Origin of the sequence: Flavobacterium sp. 90 (assembly GCF_004339525.1) — a bacterium.
GTDB lineage: Bacteria > Bacteroidota > Bacteroidia > Flavobacteriales > Flavobacteriaceae > Flavobacterium.
This window is the reverse complement of sequence record NZ_SMGE01000001.1, coordinates 4959261-4975695: the sequence shown is the minus strand read 5'-3', so window position 1 is coordinate 4975695 and position 16435 is coordinate 4959261. Positions and strand designations below refer to the sequence as shown.

The window sequence follows — 16435 nt, the reverse complement described above, 5'->3', positions numbered from 1 at the left end:
ATATTGAACGCGGATGACGCGGATTCGCTTTGCGAAGACGCAGATTAAAACGGATTTTATAGGCTTAATCTTGTCATTTCGACGGAGGAAAAATCACACGCGGGATTCCGCAAAGATTGGCTAGCGCATTTTGTGTTAACACATTTTTTGTCATTTCGAGGAACGAGAAATCTCCACAAGTAGCTCGACAAAGATTGGCGATTTTGATTGCGTATGATGGATTAAAATCCATCTCTACAATATAGTTTGTTCCTTCGGAACGCTTTATAAAATTCCGGAGGAATGAACTATTTTGTAGCAACGGATTTTAATCCGTTGGACAATGTGAATCGACAAAGATTGGCGAAAATATTGAACGCGGATGACACGGATTCGCTTTGCGAAGACGCAGATTAAAACGGATTTTATAAGCTTAATCTTGTCATTTCGACGGAGGAGAAATCACACGCGGGATTCCGCAAAGATTGGCGATTTTGATTGTGTATGATGGATTAAAATCCATCTCTACAATATAGTTTGTTCCTGCGGAACGCTTTCTAAAATTCCGGAGGAATGAACTATTTTGTAGCAACGGATTTTAATCCGTTGGATAATATGAATCGGCAAAGATTACGTTTCGATTGCAAAGAATAAATCAAAGAATAAAAATTAAAAAACCTTGAATACGATCTTGAAATATAAATTAATCAACTAAAAAAAACTATTATGAACAGCTACAATGAAAATCTACATTCTAGTGTATTGTCTTCATTAGAAAGTCAGGAGATGACCAAAAAACAATTGAGTACACAATTGAATGCTTCTATGTTTACGCTTTATTATGCCGAAGGAGCCGAAATTGTTGCAGAGGAAAAACTTGAAGCAACAACGAGTATGTACAAGGAAAAACAACTTATAAATACTGTAGTTGTTAAGAATAAGAACATGGCAGACAACTTGTTATTATCTGCTAATCAACAAAAAACGTATACTACACAATCTGTTACTAATATGGCTGTTTGCGCATCAAACATTCAGATTGCATCAAATTCTATTGTGCGTTTAGCGAGTGATATTGGTAGTATTTACAGTATTATTAATGCTGCAGATTATGGAACTCAAATTTACCAACAGGCTTTTGAGGCTTATAATTTAATTAATAAAACGGCTTATAATGCCGAGGAAACTTCGCAACATGCGATGGAAGCTTCTGCATCGATTGCAGAAGTTGCAACATCTACAGTTGCTGATGAAGCTAAACTTACAAATACTTCTGTAAACAATTTATTGCAGGTTACTACAACTGATTTAACTGCAATTACGGCTGTATTAACAACTGATAATGACACTAAATCTAAAGCTAGTATTGCTACAAGAGCTGCCGAAGGTGTAATAAAATGTAGTATGGTTGAATATGAGGCTTCTAAAAAAGCGTATGAATTTAATAACGAAAAATTCAATCAGAACTTAAATGTCCATGTTCCGGCTCCGTTTGATGAAGCCAAAAGTCATTTTACGGTTTCTTTTAATTATTACAAAAGTCCGTTTTCGCCAAAAGACAAAGACACAGAAACTCAAAATCTGGGCTTAGATAAACCAGTTCAAAACTATAATATCATCTTGGTTAAAGACAGTAAAAAGTCATTCTTCAATGTTTCGACTGCCGAAGATTTATTGACAAATCCTTCTCAATTTAAAAGAATTGCTGTTCCGTCTGATTCGTCAAAAATAGGGACTTCTGTAAATATTCGTTTTAATGAATTGTTGGATTCGGATAATCAAGCTTTAGTATTGGGGCAAAATTACGTGGCTTTTCTTTTGATCATTTTTACGGAAAACTACAAAAAAGAAATCAACACATTTGATGAATATCTGTCTGCTCCGTCTGAAACTTTTGCTTTGACACATACTTTGAATAATGCCGACGCAATTAATATTTCAAGAGAAAGCGGATCTAAAGACTTGTCTAAAATAAACTTCACTGTTGAAAGAGAAGCTGATTTAAAAGCTTCTGAACTAGAATACAGATGTTTTTTATTGCCTTATCCTGAAGATTTATTGACTACAAATGAGGATTTGACTACGCTTGAATTTAAAATTGAAACACTGGAACTTGAAGAAGAGATTAAAACGGTTGAAGAGGAAATTAAAGCTCTTAACGAGGAAATCGAAAATATAAATTCCGGAGCAAGTGAAGTAACTCCTGATGCAACTAAATCTGCAAAAGATCAGGATTTAGCCAAACAAAAAAACAGCAATTTTAAAAATGCTCTAAACGAAGCTAAAGCTAAATTGAATATTGCTAATGACCAATTGAAAAAATTGAAAGCTGAATTGGCTGAAACGGAAAAAAGCGCTCCTAAACCGGTTAAAAATAAAAATGCTTTTTTCTTCAATTTAAACCTGGCCGAAAATATTCCTGCTGGCAATTATACAAATGCTAAACACCACAGAGGCACTTCGCATGTGGCTGAAATTGACTCTACTTCTACTGATAATTTTGGGAATCCATTAATCGAAGACAAAAAATACATTCCGGTGGTTTTATCCTTCTATAATGGTCCTGAAGTTAGTAAAAGCAAGTATACAAACAGTCTTTCTGACTGGCAAAATACTACTCCGGTTGCCTATTCTACAAAAGAAACTCTAACAACAACTAATTAAAACCACAACACATGGAAACTCAAATATTACATTCTGGTCCAAAATTGCAAAGATATGGGATCACAGAAAAGAAAAAAGCAGAACTGGATTCGTTAAAAAATCAGGTTATCGACGCGGGAGCAATTGTGCAGCAACAACAAATAATCGTGAATTCGCTGAATGAAAAAGCAACAAAATATCAAGGTTATTTATTGGTTGCAGACGCCAATCGTACACATGCTTTGAGCAATAAAAACCTGATTGATCAGGTTGTTCAAAACGCTTATGACCTGGGTTATAACTCCAGAAACGCTTTTAACAAAACGACTGCTTCAAGTGGCGATGCTTCGCTTGTTGCGGAAAATATTAGCGATTTGATCAACAAACTGATTTATTCTGTAGAGATTATCAATAAGTTATCGAATCTTGTTATTCGCAAGAAAGCGCTTAATCCGCTTATTTCTGATGATTTGATTTCAAGAATAAATACAGCAGGAACAGATGCAAATAATGCTGTTGCACTTACTTTGATCGCTTTAAAATCAACATTGGCTGCAGAAGCTTCTATTTTGGAATCTGAAGCTGCAATTACGTTAGAAAATAAACAAGCGACTAAGTTGTATCTGACCTTAACGGATGAAAAATCGATAGATGCACCATTGTCATTACAACCTGTTACTGATAGTTCGATAAGAGCTTTGTTGTACAATGCTTACAAAAATTCTCAGCTTGCATACGATAAAGCGAATATTGCAAATGATGAAACTGCAAGACAATTGAATTATGCAACTACTAATTTGAGCAAAGCACAAATCAAGCTTCAATCGCTTCAATCTGGTTTGGCGGCAGCAACTGCAGCGGCTTTGGCTTCTTAAGATACATTACAAACACGAATTTCACGAATTTACATTAATTCATTCGTGAACTTAATTACACAATGTTAAGTTAACCAATATGCTTTGTGCAACTTAGTGAAATTCGTGTTTGCTTTTTTTGCGTTTATGTCCAAAGGGCAACACTTATTACAATAGTGTTTCTGTGGACTTTAATCAATAAATTTTAAGGTTATGGATCGCACTTACAAGAATTTTTACAGACAATTTTATCTTAAAACAGGAGGATTTCTGCCTACAAAACCTTTGAATAAAAATCTTTTTCCGGGCGATTATTTCCAAATAAAAAATGGCGAAATAATTCTCTTAGGAAACATTTATCGAAATGCTATTGTAGCGCATCAGGATATTGATATAAGCGGTGTGATTGCGTTGAATGCCTCTAATTGGAATTTTAGCGACGGGATTTCAAAACCATATTCGGGGCGAGCGCATGCACACGCGGCAATTGATGGTCAGATTGAATTTAGTAAACAGATATTGGCTTTTGCAAACAAGGGAAGTTTCATTTTTAAGGCTGAAGAACCGGAATCCATAAAAATTAATAATTGGAATGAAATCCAACAACAATTAATTCTAAAACTAACACAGACTTTATACTCTTTCAGAGAACTTTATGTGGTGACGGAAAGTGCTACGGCTTCTAACACAACTCTGGCTACGGCGGGCGAAGCAAATGCGGAACTGGAATTGGCATGTGAAGCGGAAAATTTTGGTCTGGTTGATATTTTTGGACATCATAATACCAAAACGATTCAATCGAAGGATATTGAATATTATCACAGGGAAACTAAAAGAAAACCAGCTTATTTCAAGGCTAAAAAATTAGTGGTTCAGGACGAAAAACTGGCTTATTTTATTAGTGATTTTATCGCCAAAGAAAATAATATGAGCGAATGGACGGATTCTTTTTTTGATTCGAATTTCCATAATGAGATTGATTATAATACTCAAATGCTAATGCAAAATGCTCAGGGTTTTTATCTGGATATGCTGCAATGCAATGAGTTAAATCCAAATACGGCTTTGTTGTATTTTAAATGGGTGGATGCTAATCTCGACGATGTAGAAAAACTATTTGGCGCTTATGGAAACTAATCCTGATATTATCGTTTTGCATAATGAAATGGATTGGCTGCAAAGGGTAATCGATCAGGTTATTTGCAGCTATTTGCTTCAGGAAGGTCACGAAAATCGCTGGCAGGATATTCCGTTGCCCGAAACTGAAACTGATACTGATATTGAAGATAGCGTTTATTACAAAAAAATAATAGAATGGGATTTGAGTCTCTACGAGCGACTTTGCCTTGCGCTGATTCTTGCGCCTCAGATTAAACCTGAAGTTCTGGATATTTTCTTTAGCAAAAATGCCATGTATGATCGTGGTTTTACTGAGTTTGGCGGAGTTGTCAATAAAAATCACAGCGGTTTTTTACCAACTGGTCAAACTTTGTCTTTTTTGATTACGGCGGTTAATCCTGAATTACGAATCGAAATACTACAGATTCTGAGTTCGGCAAATATTCTGGCAAAAGAACAGGTTTTGGTTCTGGAATCTACAGAATCTTATATGCCCGTTTTGAATCAGGTGATTTCGATTAACGAACGTTGGTTACACTATTTTATAACAGGTGTTTTACCCAAACTTGAACATAGTGTTTCGTTTCCGGCGCAGCAAATTTCGACCAATATGGACTGGGACGATTTGGTTCTGGAAGACCATGTTATGAATCAGGTTATGGAAATTAATGCGTGGCTCAATCATGGTGAAACTCTTATGAAAGAATGGGGTCTTGAGAATAAAATAAAACCGGGTTATCGAACGCTTTTCTACGGACCTCCTGGAACGGGTAAAACGCTTACGGCAACTTTACTGGGAAAAAACACAAACAGAGAAGTTTACAGGGTTGATCTTTCGATGATTGTCTCGAAATATATTGGTGAAACCGAAAAAAACTTGTCTAAGATATTTGACGTTGCTCAACACAAAGACTGGATTTTATTTTTTGATGAAGCCGATGCGCTTTTTGGAAAAAGAACGAGTGCTACCTCATCAAATGACCGACATGCAAATCAACAAACGGGATATTTATTACAAAGAATTGAAGATTTTCCTGGCGTTGTTATTCTGGCATCTAACTTAAAAGAAAATATGGACGAAGCTTTCTCGAGAAGGTTTCAATCGATGATTCATTTTACAATGCCAACCGCCGAAGAAAGGATTCTATTATGGGAAAAAGCATTCTCAGGAAAATGTCAGCTTGATCCGGATATTGATATCGAGAACATTGCCGAAAACTATGAACTGGCTGGCGGTGCGATTATTAATGTGTTGCGCTTTTGTGCTTTGGCAGCAATTCAAAAAAATGAAACTATTGTAAGCCGTCAGGATTTGCTGGAAGGCATTAGACGTGAATTTAAAAAAGAGAACAAAACACTGAAGGTTACTCAACTGAATTGACGCATTATGAAAAAGAATGAAAACATAATTCAAACTATTCCTGATGAGGAAACTTTATACTATTATAAAATGACTCTTAAAATTGGGAACTGGAGAAAACATTTTGATCTCAGTTATGTCAATACAATAATTGCAATGGCACTGCATTTTTTTACTAAAAAGGATCAGATTTTATTCAATGGTTTTCTAATTACGAGTCAAAATGTGTATCTAATGATACAAACTAAAGAGGAAACAATAGAATCAGTGGTTAGTAAAATTGAGCTTCGAATTATTTATTTATTAAAAAATAATCCAAAGAAACTAAAAGTAAACCGGGACGAGATTTCTTTTATCGCCGATGATGAAAGTTTTTTTTATGAAGCCCAAAAGCCTTTATTCAAAATACATCCGTTACGTAATGAATATTTAGAAAAACTAATTACAGGAAAAAAAGTAAAACTGCCTTATTTTGATCGTACTCTTCAGAATCTGAAAGCAACGATTCATAATCATCCGTATTGTTCGGCTATTTCTTATTTAGGTGGTATTAGCGCTGTAAAAGTTACCGAATTTCAGAAAGCAGATAAGCCGGATACTGATCGATAAAAATTAATCTGAAAACCAAATCAACAAAAGCTACTAACAAAATAAAACCATAAAAAAATGACTACTCCAACAACTAATAATTTCAGCGTATTTGGTATTGATATTTCGAGATATCAGGGCAACGAAATCAATTTTTTAAACAAGCAGGTTGACAAACTTACTTTTATAATCTGCAAAGCTACTGAAGGAATTACGTATACAGATTCGAGTTTTAAGACAAACTGGCCAGCGATTCAGGCAAAAGGATATGTACGTGGCGCGTATCATTTTTACCATTGCAATGATGATCCTTCCAAACAAGTTGCTAATTATTTGGGCGTTATGGGACAGTTTTCAGATACGGACTTTCCTCCTATTGTTGACTTTGAAGAAAGCAGTATTGATGCGGGTGTAAATAAAGCGAGTATTCAGCCAAATTTGTTGCAGTTCTTAACTTTATTAGAACAAAAAACAGGACGAAAACCTCTTATATATACGGATAATAATACGGCAAATGCTTATTTGACTGATCCTTCTTTTGCGGGTTATGCGTTATGGATTGCCAATTATAATCCTACGCTAAAAATACCAAATGTCTGGACAAACTGGACAATCTGGCAACAATCTCAAAGTTATAAACTAAATGGTCAGCTTAATGATTATGATGTTTTTAATGGCGATAGTAATGCTTTTTCAAATTTCATTCAATCGAGTTAAGATTCTGAAATAATACGCAGTTATATCATTCAAAAAAGAAGAAAATGACGCAGCAACATAAAAAAATATCGGAAAATAAAACAGCTTTAACTGCTGCAAATGCAAATCGAGAGAATAATACGGTTCAATTAAAAGACAATCGCGAATATTCTCTTGTACAAAGAAAACTGCAGGAACATGTAGAAAATAGTCTACAAGAAAATGCAATTTCTGATACTGGTGTTGCGCAGTTAAAAGGTGGTAAAAAAAGAAAAAGAAAAGATTCTGAAAGCGATGAGGAAAGCGACGATGGCGATGGAAGCGGTGATTTTGTACCTCCACAAGCAAAAAAACAAAAGAGATTTAATGTCCCAAATGATACTACAGAACACGTTATAAAACATACTGCTCACAAACGCGAAAATGTCAATAGTAACTATGATGATGTTTATACTTGCCCCGGATGCAGACGTCCACTTGCTTATACCAAAAAAGGAAGCAAGAAGCTGGAACTTACCAGATATGCTTTTATCAGTAAAAGTGGTAATGATCATGAACAACGGGCTTTGGCATTAGACCATTATCCTACTTGGGCGCCGCGAGAACGTAATTTGAAGTCGAGAGGTGCAACTAATGAAGAAATAAGAGAAGATCACAATGATCCGGATCGTTTAAGGGCTTTTTGCAAAGTATGCAATGAAAGTCATAAATATGAGAAAAAGAAAAAAGTCGATTATGAAAGCGATACTGATGAAGAAGGATATCATACTCCTGATGATGAACCAAAGAACAAAGGTTTTTATAAAGATTTCCGCAAGGATCCAGATCCCGATTCCGGCGGCGCAGGCATAACTACATAAAAAGAAAATGACTCAACAACACGAAAAAATATCCGAAAATAAAACAGCTGTAACTGCTGCCTATAATGGTGGCGGGACTACTGCTGCGCAATTAAAAAACAATCGGGAATATCCTGTTGTACAACAAAAACTTGCTGAAAAAAGGATAACGCAACAAGCTTCTTTTACTCCTGTTCAAAGAAAAGCAAACAACACTGGTTTGCCCGATAATTTAAAATCCGGAATGGAAAATCTTTCCGGTCATTCTATGGATGATGTAAAGGTTCATTATAACTCTGATAAACCACAGCAACTTAATGCTCATGCTTATGCACAAGGATCTAATATTCATATTGCATCAGGACAGGAAAAACATTTACCGCATGAAGCCTGGCACGTTGTACAGCAAAAACAAGGACGGGTAAAACCTACTTTGCAAATGAAAGGCAAAGTAAATGTGAATGATGATAGCGGTTTAGAGAAGGAAGCTGATGTTATGGGGAATAAAGCCTTGAATATTCAGTTGAAAAAAGAAATTAAGCAACCCAATACGCTTAAGACAGTAAATAATAACGGAAGTAGCTCTGTAAGACAATTAAAAAGCGAGCAAACTACAGATTATGGAAAATTTATTGCTGATCCGTACCGAATCATTCCTGCTACGGCACCTGTATCGGGGGCAAATATCGAGTTGAAATTTGAACCCAATGAAAAAGTTGAGGGACGAATAGGTCTTGTTCAAACAGTAAAAAGAGACCTTTATACAGTTGATGGTAAGCATGCTACAAAAGACAGCGACTTTGGACTAATGAAAGGCCAGGTTCTTGAAGGGGAAAACAAGGGTTGGAGAGTAGATCAACTTCCGTTTGGAGAAACAAAAGGAGTACTCGGTTATGGGAAAAAGAAATTTCTACAAACGACTAGTCCAGTAGCATATGGATTCGCAAACTATCATTCAGGTCATGAAGCTTTGCCAGAAAAACTTTCCGATACACCCAACCCAAAAGATACCTTACCGTCTCATGGGTATAAAGGAAACAAAACTCAAACGGGTTATAGAAAAAATAATACGATAATACCTGCGATACTGGAAGATACTCCAAACCACCCAAAAAATGGAGGTTCAAAATTTCTTGCAGAAACTGCGGCGATCATTCTGGATGGTCCAATGCAAAAGACTTACCTTGGTTCTATAGAATGGGGATATGAGGCAGCGGTTGGAAAATCGGCACAACTGCTGCCTGCAGCTATAAATTTAAAAAGCATGGGTATTCCATCACCACGGTTTATGGAAGCTGCACTAGCGTGGAATAGAGTAGAGAAAATAAAAGATCCATATAATGGGATAGAGCATTTAATTATTCCATTACCTGTTCAATATGCTGGTTTCAAAAAAGCCAAAGATCTTCCAAGTCTTATAGAAATTATCAACGAATTTTTGCAAAGCAATCACGATGCTCCAGATACTAATTTAGTGGCTAAGCAACTTCTGACAATGGCGGAATCTGAAGGACTTCATGCTCATAATCAGATACAAACAGGAATCCCTCAAAGCATAAAGAAAGTAGAAGATGTCCTTAAGATGCCACTTGGATTCCTGGGCTTTATATCAGGAATGCCAACGGCCAAACTTGTATTCTCATTGAACCAGAAACTCGAATCCCTTAAAACAGAACGTGAAAGAGCACAAAAATATTTGACAGAGTTGGAACCTCTATTTGTGAAGCTCGAACCTATAACGAAGAAAACTTATACAGACAAAGCATTAGACGAAAAAAACTCTAATTCACAGATTTAATAACGGGTTCCCAATATTTTAATACGATATGGAAAATAGTTATGAAAAAGCCACAACACAATCTGTTGCGAATAGTCTGAATGAAAAACCCATTCAGAACAAAGCAATTGCTTTACAAGACAATCGCCCTGCTTCTCTCCTACAAAGAAAAGCAAACAATACTGGCTTACCCAATAATCTAAAATCCGGGATAGAAAATCTTTCCGGTCATTCTATGGATGATATCAAAGTGCATTACAACTCTGATAAACCTCAACAACTTAATGCCCATGCGTATGCACAAGGATCTGATATTCATCTTGCATCAGGACAGGAAAAACATTTACCGCATGAAGCCTGGCATGTTGTACAGCAAAAACAAGGACGTGTAAAACCTACTTTGCAAATGAAGGGCAAGGTAAATGTAAATGATGATAGCGGTTTGGAGAAGGAAGCTGATGTTATGGGGAATAAAGCCCTGAATATTCAGTTGAAAAAAGCTGATATTCAAATTATAGAATCAAACGTTTCTATACCTGAAGTTAAACAATTGTCTAAAATCAGCAAATTACCTCCAGTATCAGGCATTGTGCTTCCTTGTGGACATGAAAGTCAGGGAATAGTACAAAGAATGATTTCGGTACATCATCCGAAAGCAAAAGATATTGAAGAACTTGAAAAATACGTATACGGAACAATAATTAATGATCGCAGACAAAACTTTGAAGAAGCTGTAAAGGAACATAAAAATACTGGTCTATGGATGCAAAATATACGAGATTCGCTCGATAAAAAAGATATTGTCAGAGCTACACAACAAATAATGCATCTAATTGATCTTGTAAACGACTCTGAAACCAGAGAGCCTCATCACCCAAACCCTGTGCATAAAGGCAGAAATGGGCTTGCAAAAAAACTGGCATTAGAAAATGAAGCTCCCTACACTATAAGTAAAACTGCTTTGAGTACTGCTATTGTTAATAAGGCCCGCAAGTTAATTATTGCTTCTCGCCAATTAGATTCTAACAAATTTATGCTAGGTCTTTTGGTTCTTCCTGATGGTCAACAAATTTTTGCACTTTCTGGAAATAAACCTGAAATGGTACAATTAGTTGAAATGATTTTGGAAAAAGATTTTCAATTGTTCAATAATAAAGTTTATGATAAAACCTCGATTTCTCCTGAGGATGAAGCAAAATACGAAGAAGATGTCAGTGACGAAATAGGTAAAAATGACAAACACTTTGGTTATCAAGATAAAAAAGTGGTTAGAAAAAGAAGGGAGAGTAAAGAAGATTTAGGCTCCTTTCCTGCTAACTGTTCAGCTGCGGTAGCTTTATCGGTTGCAAAAACCGTTGATCCTAAAGCTTTTACTGGTTCGGGAAAAATGGGTTTGACCGAAGTTTTTGTTTCAGGAAACCCAAATTCAGAAGTGTTGATTTATAATAAGCTAACTGCGGAAGGAGAGCGCTTTACAATGCATCATGAAGATGTTCCTTCTTGTCACGTTTGTCAAATGCAACTAACCAAAGTAGCATCTGAAGTAGTAGAACTTGAGAGACAAGGTATTACGGAAAGAGTTAGAATGGAAATCGATAAAACAAGTTATAGTATAGAACAATCAACGAAAAAATTAACTGCTTTAAAACAAGAAAAGGAACAAAAAAGCCCTTTGGCAAGTCAAGAAAAGGGGCTGAAAGAAGCACTTGATGAAGGTAACGAAAAGCAAGCAGCTTTGAAGAAAGATCTTTCAACTGTGAAAGGAAAATTAGAAAAAACTACCAAAAAATTAAACGAATTAAATACTGATGTCGCAAAGCTAGAAGACGAAATTAAAATTTTGAAACAAGAGGAAAATGGATGGGATAATGAGGTAAAAACTTCCCGACAATTTAAAGCCAAAGTACTTGTTTTGGAGTCCAACATAAAGAAATTGGAGGACAAGATTACAAAACTTGAAGCAGATTATAATGAGTTACATAAAGCAGGTTCAGGATTTGGTATTCTTTTTAGTACATGGAAAAGCAAAATAGCCGCTTTGCAAATTAAATATCCCGGAGTTAAATCAGATGATATGGAAAGTAGATTGTTACAAGAAATTGATGCTAAAAAGAAAAATAAATCTAATGAAAAAGCAGAAAAATCAAGGCGTTTTGGAGCAAATACTTCTGCTGATTTTAATGCCAGAGCAGAAGACGCTGATCAAAAAAAAGTAGCCATTTCAGACGAAATAAAACGAATAACTGGTCCTAAAAATGAAAAGAGTGTGCTTGTTAAAAATTTAAATATCGATCAGAAAGCACTACAAGAAGAAAATGACAGACTAACCCAAGAAATCGACAAATTGATTCTGGAAAACGAAAAATTAGAAACTGATTTAAGTGAATCATCAGCAGCTGTAAAAGAATTACGTGAAATCGATAAACAGATTAAAAAGCTGGAAACAACACAAGCCAAGGAAATCCAAGAGTTGAGGATTCTTGAATTAAAACAAAATGTCTATCATTAATAATAATAATAATAATAATAATGATGTTTTAAAAATTAAAAATGACTCAACAACACGAAAAAATATCCGAAAATAAAACAGCTGTAACTGCTGCCTATAATGGTGGCGGAATTAATGCTGTGCAATTAAAAAACAATCGGGAGTATTCTGTTGTTCAACGAAAATTTGCTGAAAAAACGATAACGCAACAAGCTTCTTTTATACCTGTTCAAAGAAAAGCAAACAATACTGGTTTGCCCAATAACCTAAAATCGGGCATAGAAAACTTATCCGGTCATTCTATGGATGATGTCAAAGTGCATTATAACTCTGATAAACCTGCTCAGCTTAATGCTCACGCTTATGCTCAGGGAACTGATATTCATCTTGCATCAGGACAGGAAAAACATTTGCCTCACGAAGCCTGGCACGTTGTACAACAAAAACAAGGGAGAGTAAAACCTACTGTGCAAATGAAGGGCAAGGTAAATGTAAATGATGATAGCGGTTTGGAGAAGGAAGCTGATGTTATGGGTGCGAAGGCTTTGCAAATGAAATCGGAATCAGAAGGGATAAATTCAGGATATAAAAAAACTAATACAACAACTCCTACAGTACAAAGAAAGGTGCTTATAAATGGTGTTGAAAAAGAATCAAGGGAATCGGGATTTGATTTATTTGATTATGACCATCCATATTGGTTAAGTGATAATTATATTCGAAACTATCTTTCTGAAGAAGAGTTTGAAGCGCATGATAGTGGTAAACCTGTAAAATGTGGATTATTAGAAACCTTGGGACTATGGTATCGATTGCCATTTCCTTCTGCAGTTGCCGGTGGTCCAGCTACTGCTTTTTTTCTACTTGGTGAAAATCATGGATATAACCCTATTGCTTCAATTTTGAAAGCCTCAAATCAACAAAATGCAAAAGTATTAGTTGAGTCCAGTGCTGCTTTTAGACCCACACAAATGGGCGTTGGTGCCGGAGATGCCGCCAATCTCAGTACTTTGCCTGAGAATGCTAATAGGCATCATATAGAATTAGGATTATCCAAAGCTCTACATGCTTTTGCCTATCTACGGGCACCACTACCATTTAACCAAAAAACTAAGACACTCCCCGCCTTTGCCAATTATGAAGTCGCAGGAGGAACAGATGTTGTTGGAGTCCACAGAATGCTTCCGAAAGCAGATCAAGATGCAGTGACATTTGACGCTTGGAAAACCGAAGCAAATGGTAAAGCTAAATTTAGAAACGGCAATGGTATATTATATTTCCTACGCGACACAGCTAGTGGACCAAGAGGTATTGAGCGCCCGAAAGGACCAGGTGCCAACAATTACAATCAAGGTGGCGCAATGGAAACATTTATAGCACGCCCAGAGATCCCACTTTTATTACCTGAAAATGTAAGAGATGCCTATAGAGAGGTAGTAGAATCTGATAAAGATGATAGATCCACTGAGCTATATAGACAAAGATATACTGCTGCTTATAATGCGCTTAGACAGGCATCAACAAATAATATTAATATTGTCTATCCGGGAAAAACAATATTAGAACGCGCAGCATCAGTAAATCTACCACTGGGAGCAGCCGCAGGACATGCAGAGATAGGTATGCAAGATCGAAATACTGTAATGCTGGCGGGCTTACGAAGAGCCATAGCAGAAGGTGGATATGTAGCTGCATCACTTGGTTTTGCTCATGTACATGACATTGCCGCTTGGGAAAATGCAAATCACCGTTTAAATATTCTAATTATAACTTATGGTGAGTTTATAAAAGACTTCAGTCACGAAGCTGAATAACAATAAAATGACCAATTCACAAATTTAATAACGGGTTCCTAATATTTTAATAAAATACGATATGGAAAATAGTTATGAAAGAGTCAAAACTCAATCTGTTGCCAATATTCTAAACGAGAAAACTATTCAGAATAAGACAAGAGAACTTCAAGACAATCGCCCTGCTTCTCTCCTACAAAGAAAAGCAAACAATACTGGCTTGCCCGGCAATTTAAAATCCGGAATAGAAAACCTTTCAGGTCATTCTATGGATGATCTCAAAGTACATTATAACTCTGATAAACCTGCTCAGCTTAATGCTCACGCTTATGCACAGGGAACAGATATTCATATTGCATCAGGACAAGAAAAACATTTGCCTCACGAAGCCTGGCATGTTGTACAACAAAAACAAGGACGTGTAAAACCTACTTTGCAAATGAAGGGTAAAGTGAATGTAAATGATGATAAAGGTCTGGAGAAAGAAGCGGATGTTATGGGTGCGAAAGCTTTGCAAACGAAATCAAAATCCGTAGGTATAAAATCGGAGAAAAATAGAAACTTAAATTTTAACAATTCAAATCCAACTCATACAAAAAACGATCATCCAGTTGTACAACGTTGGCTTGACCCTGCTCTGCTTTCGAATAAAGGCGGAGATAAACGCATCAAAGATCTTTTGCATAAGGCTTTAAATTATAATTCACATCGCAAAGGAAAAACACATACTATGCGCCTCAATGAATTACATATTCTTCAGGTTTCGATTATGCATTGGTTGGATGAGTATAGTGTTCCTGATCAAAATGTGAGTAAAAATGCACTTTGGGTGAAAGATTTAATGAACGAAGTACAATTAGAACATCAAAATCTGGTAAAAGTAAGTATTCAAAATAACGATGATTTACCTCCTGTAGCAAATTTTAATACATTAAAAGCAGAAGAACAAAAACAAGTAACAACTATCTGGCACCAATTAGTAAAAGGAACTGGGAATGTGCATATTACTGAAGAGGAAAACTATACTAACTCAAAGACCAAACTTGCAGCTTCTCGTATTCATGAAGGTTTTCGATTTGAGGTTCTTGCTCAATTTGCCCGTTTATTAGAAACTGAAACCGGAAGAAACATTGTAAATCATGTAAATAAAGATACGAAAGGCAAAAAACCAGTAACAATTAAGCCTGGATTTGCGCATCCCTCACAAGGTGCTCCCGCTGCCGTGTTTGCTGCCGGACCAACTATTTCTAATAATAGTGAAAAGCTAACACCACTTCCTGTTTCTCCTAATCAAATGTTTAAAGGTGAAAAAGATGCGAACAAAAAACGAGAAAATTATAAAAAGCAATTTGTTGAACTTGATTTAACCAAAATTGCTGATAATAAATTGAAAGGTACAGCTATTTATAACGCCCGTAAAAATAATCCAAAGGCAAAAGGGCTAAAAATAGGTGATAAATATTTTTTATTTGGTTCTGGCATTGGAGTTAATGTTACCATAACGAGAGATATTCGGGATGCCGAAGATCATCATACTTCAAGATCTGTAGATGAAAACAGAAATGAAATTCCCGCTCCAAATTTTATAACGCTGGGGCACGAACTTGGGCATGCTACACATATGCTTGACGGAGTTTCTTTGAACAATTCAAAAGTAAGTGATCATTTATTCCCTCACGTTGGTGTAGTTGGCGCCGAAGAATTGAAATGGTCCAATATGGAAGAATATGGTAATATTCATTCTGTTGAAAACTCAATTCGAAAAGAATATGGAATGAAAGAGCGTTTTGGACACATCAATCAGTCTAATGTACAATGGGAACTTTTAAACAAAATTATTAATGCTTTTTTACCATTATGCGACCTACAACCCGAGGATGACAGAACAGCTGTTAATGATCTTTTAGGGCAAGCCGGTAATCTGACCAACGCTATGAAAATCCCTGAAGCGCGTATAGCCATTAAAGGTGCTGCAACAAGTTTTATTTTGCATATGCATACTGTCTTTCCTCAGTTTCTAGTTTCAGAAAGTGATGCTGTAAAAACTCAATTGGAAAGCTTCAAAACTCATGTTAATTCTGCTCACGCTGATGTATTAGCAAAAGCAGAAGCAAATATTGCACAATCAATTTTATTAATCAACCAGGCAAATGCACGAATTCAGGCGATTCCACCACCGGCACCACCGCAACAAGGTGGCTTTTTTAGTCGTTTGTGGCCATTTTAGAATAGTATAATTATGAGATCTAAATAATCAATAAAACAGGAGCTTTTAACAATAAATAATTTATTCATTAAC

Annotated in this window: 11 protein-coding genes; all 11 read left to right on the top strand. The window is 35.9% G+C overall.

Going from position 1 to position 16435, the window contains the following annotated elements:
• Window positions 1–705 precede the first annotated feature (705 nt).
• The 11 genes from C8C83_RS20155 (at window position 706) to C8C83_RS20105 (ending at window position 16363) form a co-directional block, all read left to right on the top strand.
• Window positions 706–2643: a hypothetical protein gene (locus C8C83_RS20155; protein WP_121330364.1), complete on the top strand. Its 1938-nt coding sequence runs from the start codon at window positions 706–708 to the stop codon at window positions 2641–2643.
• Between the two features lie 11 nt (window positions 2644–2654).
• Window positions 2655–3497: a hypothetical protein gene (locus tag C8C83_RS20150; RefSeq protein ID WP_121330363.1), complete on the top strand. Its 843-nt coding sequence runs from the start codon at window positions 2655–2657 to the stop codon at window positions 3495–3497.
• 192 nt (window positions 3498–3689) lie between these two features.
• On the top strand, window positions 3690–4613 hold the full coding sequence (locus tag C8C83_RS20145) for a hypothetical protein (RefSeq protein ID WP_121330362.1): 924 nt from the start codon (window positions 3690–3692) through the stop codon (window positions 4611–4613).
• Window positions 4603–5976: an ATP-binding protein gene (locus tag C8C83_RS20140; RefSeq protein WP_121330361.1), complete on the top strand. Its 1374-nt coding sequence runs from the start codon at window positions 4603–4605 to the stop codon at window positions 5974–5976. Before C8C83_RS20145 ends, C8C83_RS20140 begins: the two co-directional genes overlap by 11 nt.
• Before the next feature lie 6 nt (window positions 5977–5982).
• Entirely contained in the window at window positions 5983–6564 is a 582-nt protein-coding gene (locus C8C83_RS20135; protein ID WP_121330360.1) for a hypothetical protein, read from the top strand.
• A 57-nt stretch (window positions 6565–6621) separates the two neighbouring features.
• Window positions 6622–7260, top strand: a complete 639-nt coding sequence (locus C8C83_RS20130; protein WP_121330359.1) for a GH25 family lysozyme — start codon at window positions 6622–6624, stop codon at window positions 7258–7260.
• 44 nt (window positions 7261–7304) lie between these two features.
• Window positions 7305–8099: a GH-E family nuclease gene (locus C8C83_RS20125; RefSeq protein WP_121330358.1), complete on the top strand. Its 795-nt coding sequence runs from the start codon at window positions 7305–7307 to the stop codon at window positions 8097–8099.
• 7 nt (window positions 8100–8106) lie between these two features.
• Window positions 8107–9876, top strand: a complete 1770-nt coding sequence (locus C8C83_RS20120; RefSeq protein ID WP_121330357.1) for a DUF4157 domain-containing protein — start codon at window positions 8107–8109, stop codon at window positions 9874–9876.
• Between the two features lie 28 nt (window positions 9877–9904).
• Window positions 9905–12364: a DUF4157 domain-containing protein gene (locus C8C83_RS20115; protein WP_121330356.1), complete on the top strand. Its 2460-nt coding sequence runs from the start codon at window positions 9905–9907 to the stop codon at window positions 12362–12364.
• Window positions 12365–12405: 41 nt separating this feature from the next.
• The gene (locus C8C83_RS20110; protein ID WP_121330355.1) at window positions 12406–14157 is read left to right on the top strand and encodes a DUF4157 domain-containing protein; all 1752 of its coding nucleotides are present in this window, start codon (window positions 12406–12408) and stop codon (window positions 14155–14157) included.
• 61 nt (window positions 14158–14218) lie between these two features.
• Window positions 14219–16363 carry a DUF4157 domain-containing protein gene (locus tag C8C83_RS20105; RefSeq protein WP_121330354.1) on the top strand — a complete coding sequence of 715 codons (2145 nt, stop codon included), beginning with the start codon at window positions 14219–14221 and terminating at the stop codon, window positions 16361–16363.
• The last annotated feature ends 72 nt before the right edge of the window (window positions 16364–16435 follow it).

Excerpts from the sequence above, each read along its gene's own strand:
- C8C83_RS20140 (WP_121330361.1), top strand. The coding sequence starts at position 4,603 with ATGGAAACTAATCCTGATATTATCGTTTTGCATAATGAAATGGATTGG.
- C8C83_RS20135 (WP_121330360.1), top strand. The coding sequence starts at position 5,983 with ATGAAAAAGAATGAAAACATAATTCAAACTATTCCTGATGAGGAAACT.
- C8C83_RS20145 (WP_121330362.1), top strand. The coding sequence starts at position 3,690 with ATGGATCGCACTTACAAGAATTTTTACAGACAATTTTATCTTAAAACA.
- C8C83_RS20115 (WP_121330356.1), top strand. The coding sequence starts at position 9,905 with ATGGAAAATAGTTATGAAAAAGCCACAACACAATCTGTTGCGAATAGT.
- C8C83_RS20105 (WP_121330354.1), top strand. The coding sequence starts at position 14,219 with ATGGAAAATAGTTATGAAAGAGTCAAAACTCAATCTGTTGCCAATATT.
- C8C83_RS20130 (WP_121330359.1), top strand. The coding sequence starts at position 6,622 with ATGACTACTCCAACAACTAATAATTTCAGCGTATTTGGTATTGATATT.
- C8C83_RS20150 (WP_121330363.1), top strand. The coding sequence starts at position 2,655 with ATGGAAACTCAAATATTACATTCTGGTCCAAAATTGCAAAGATATGGG.
- C8C83_RS20120 (WP_121330357.1), top strand. The coding sequence starts at position 8,107 with ATGACTCAACAACACGAAAAAATATCCGAAAATAAAACAGCTGTAACT.
- C8C83_RS20110 (WP_121330355.1), top strand. The coding sequence starts at position 12,406 with ATGACTCAACAACACGAAAAAATATCCGAAAATAAAACAGCTGTAACT.
- C8C83_RS20125 (WP_121330358.1), top strand. The coding sequence starts at position 7,305 with ATGACGCAGCAACATAAAAAAATATCGGAAAATAAAACAGCTTTAACT.
- C8C83_RS20155 (WP_121330364.1), top strand. The coding sequence starts at position 706 with ATGAACAGCTACAATGAAAATCTACATTCTAGTGTATTGTCTTCATTA.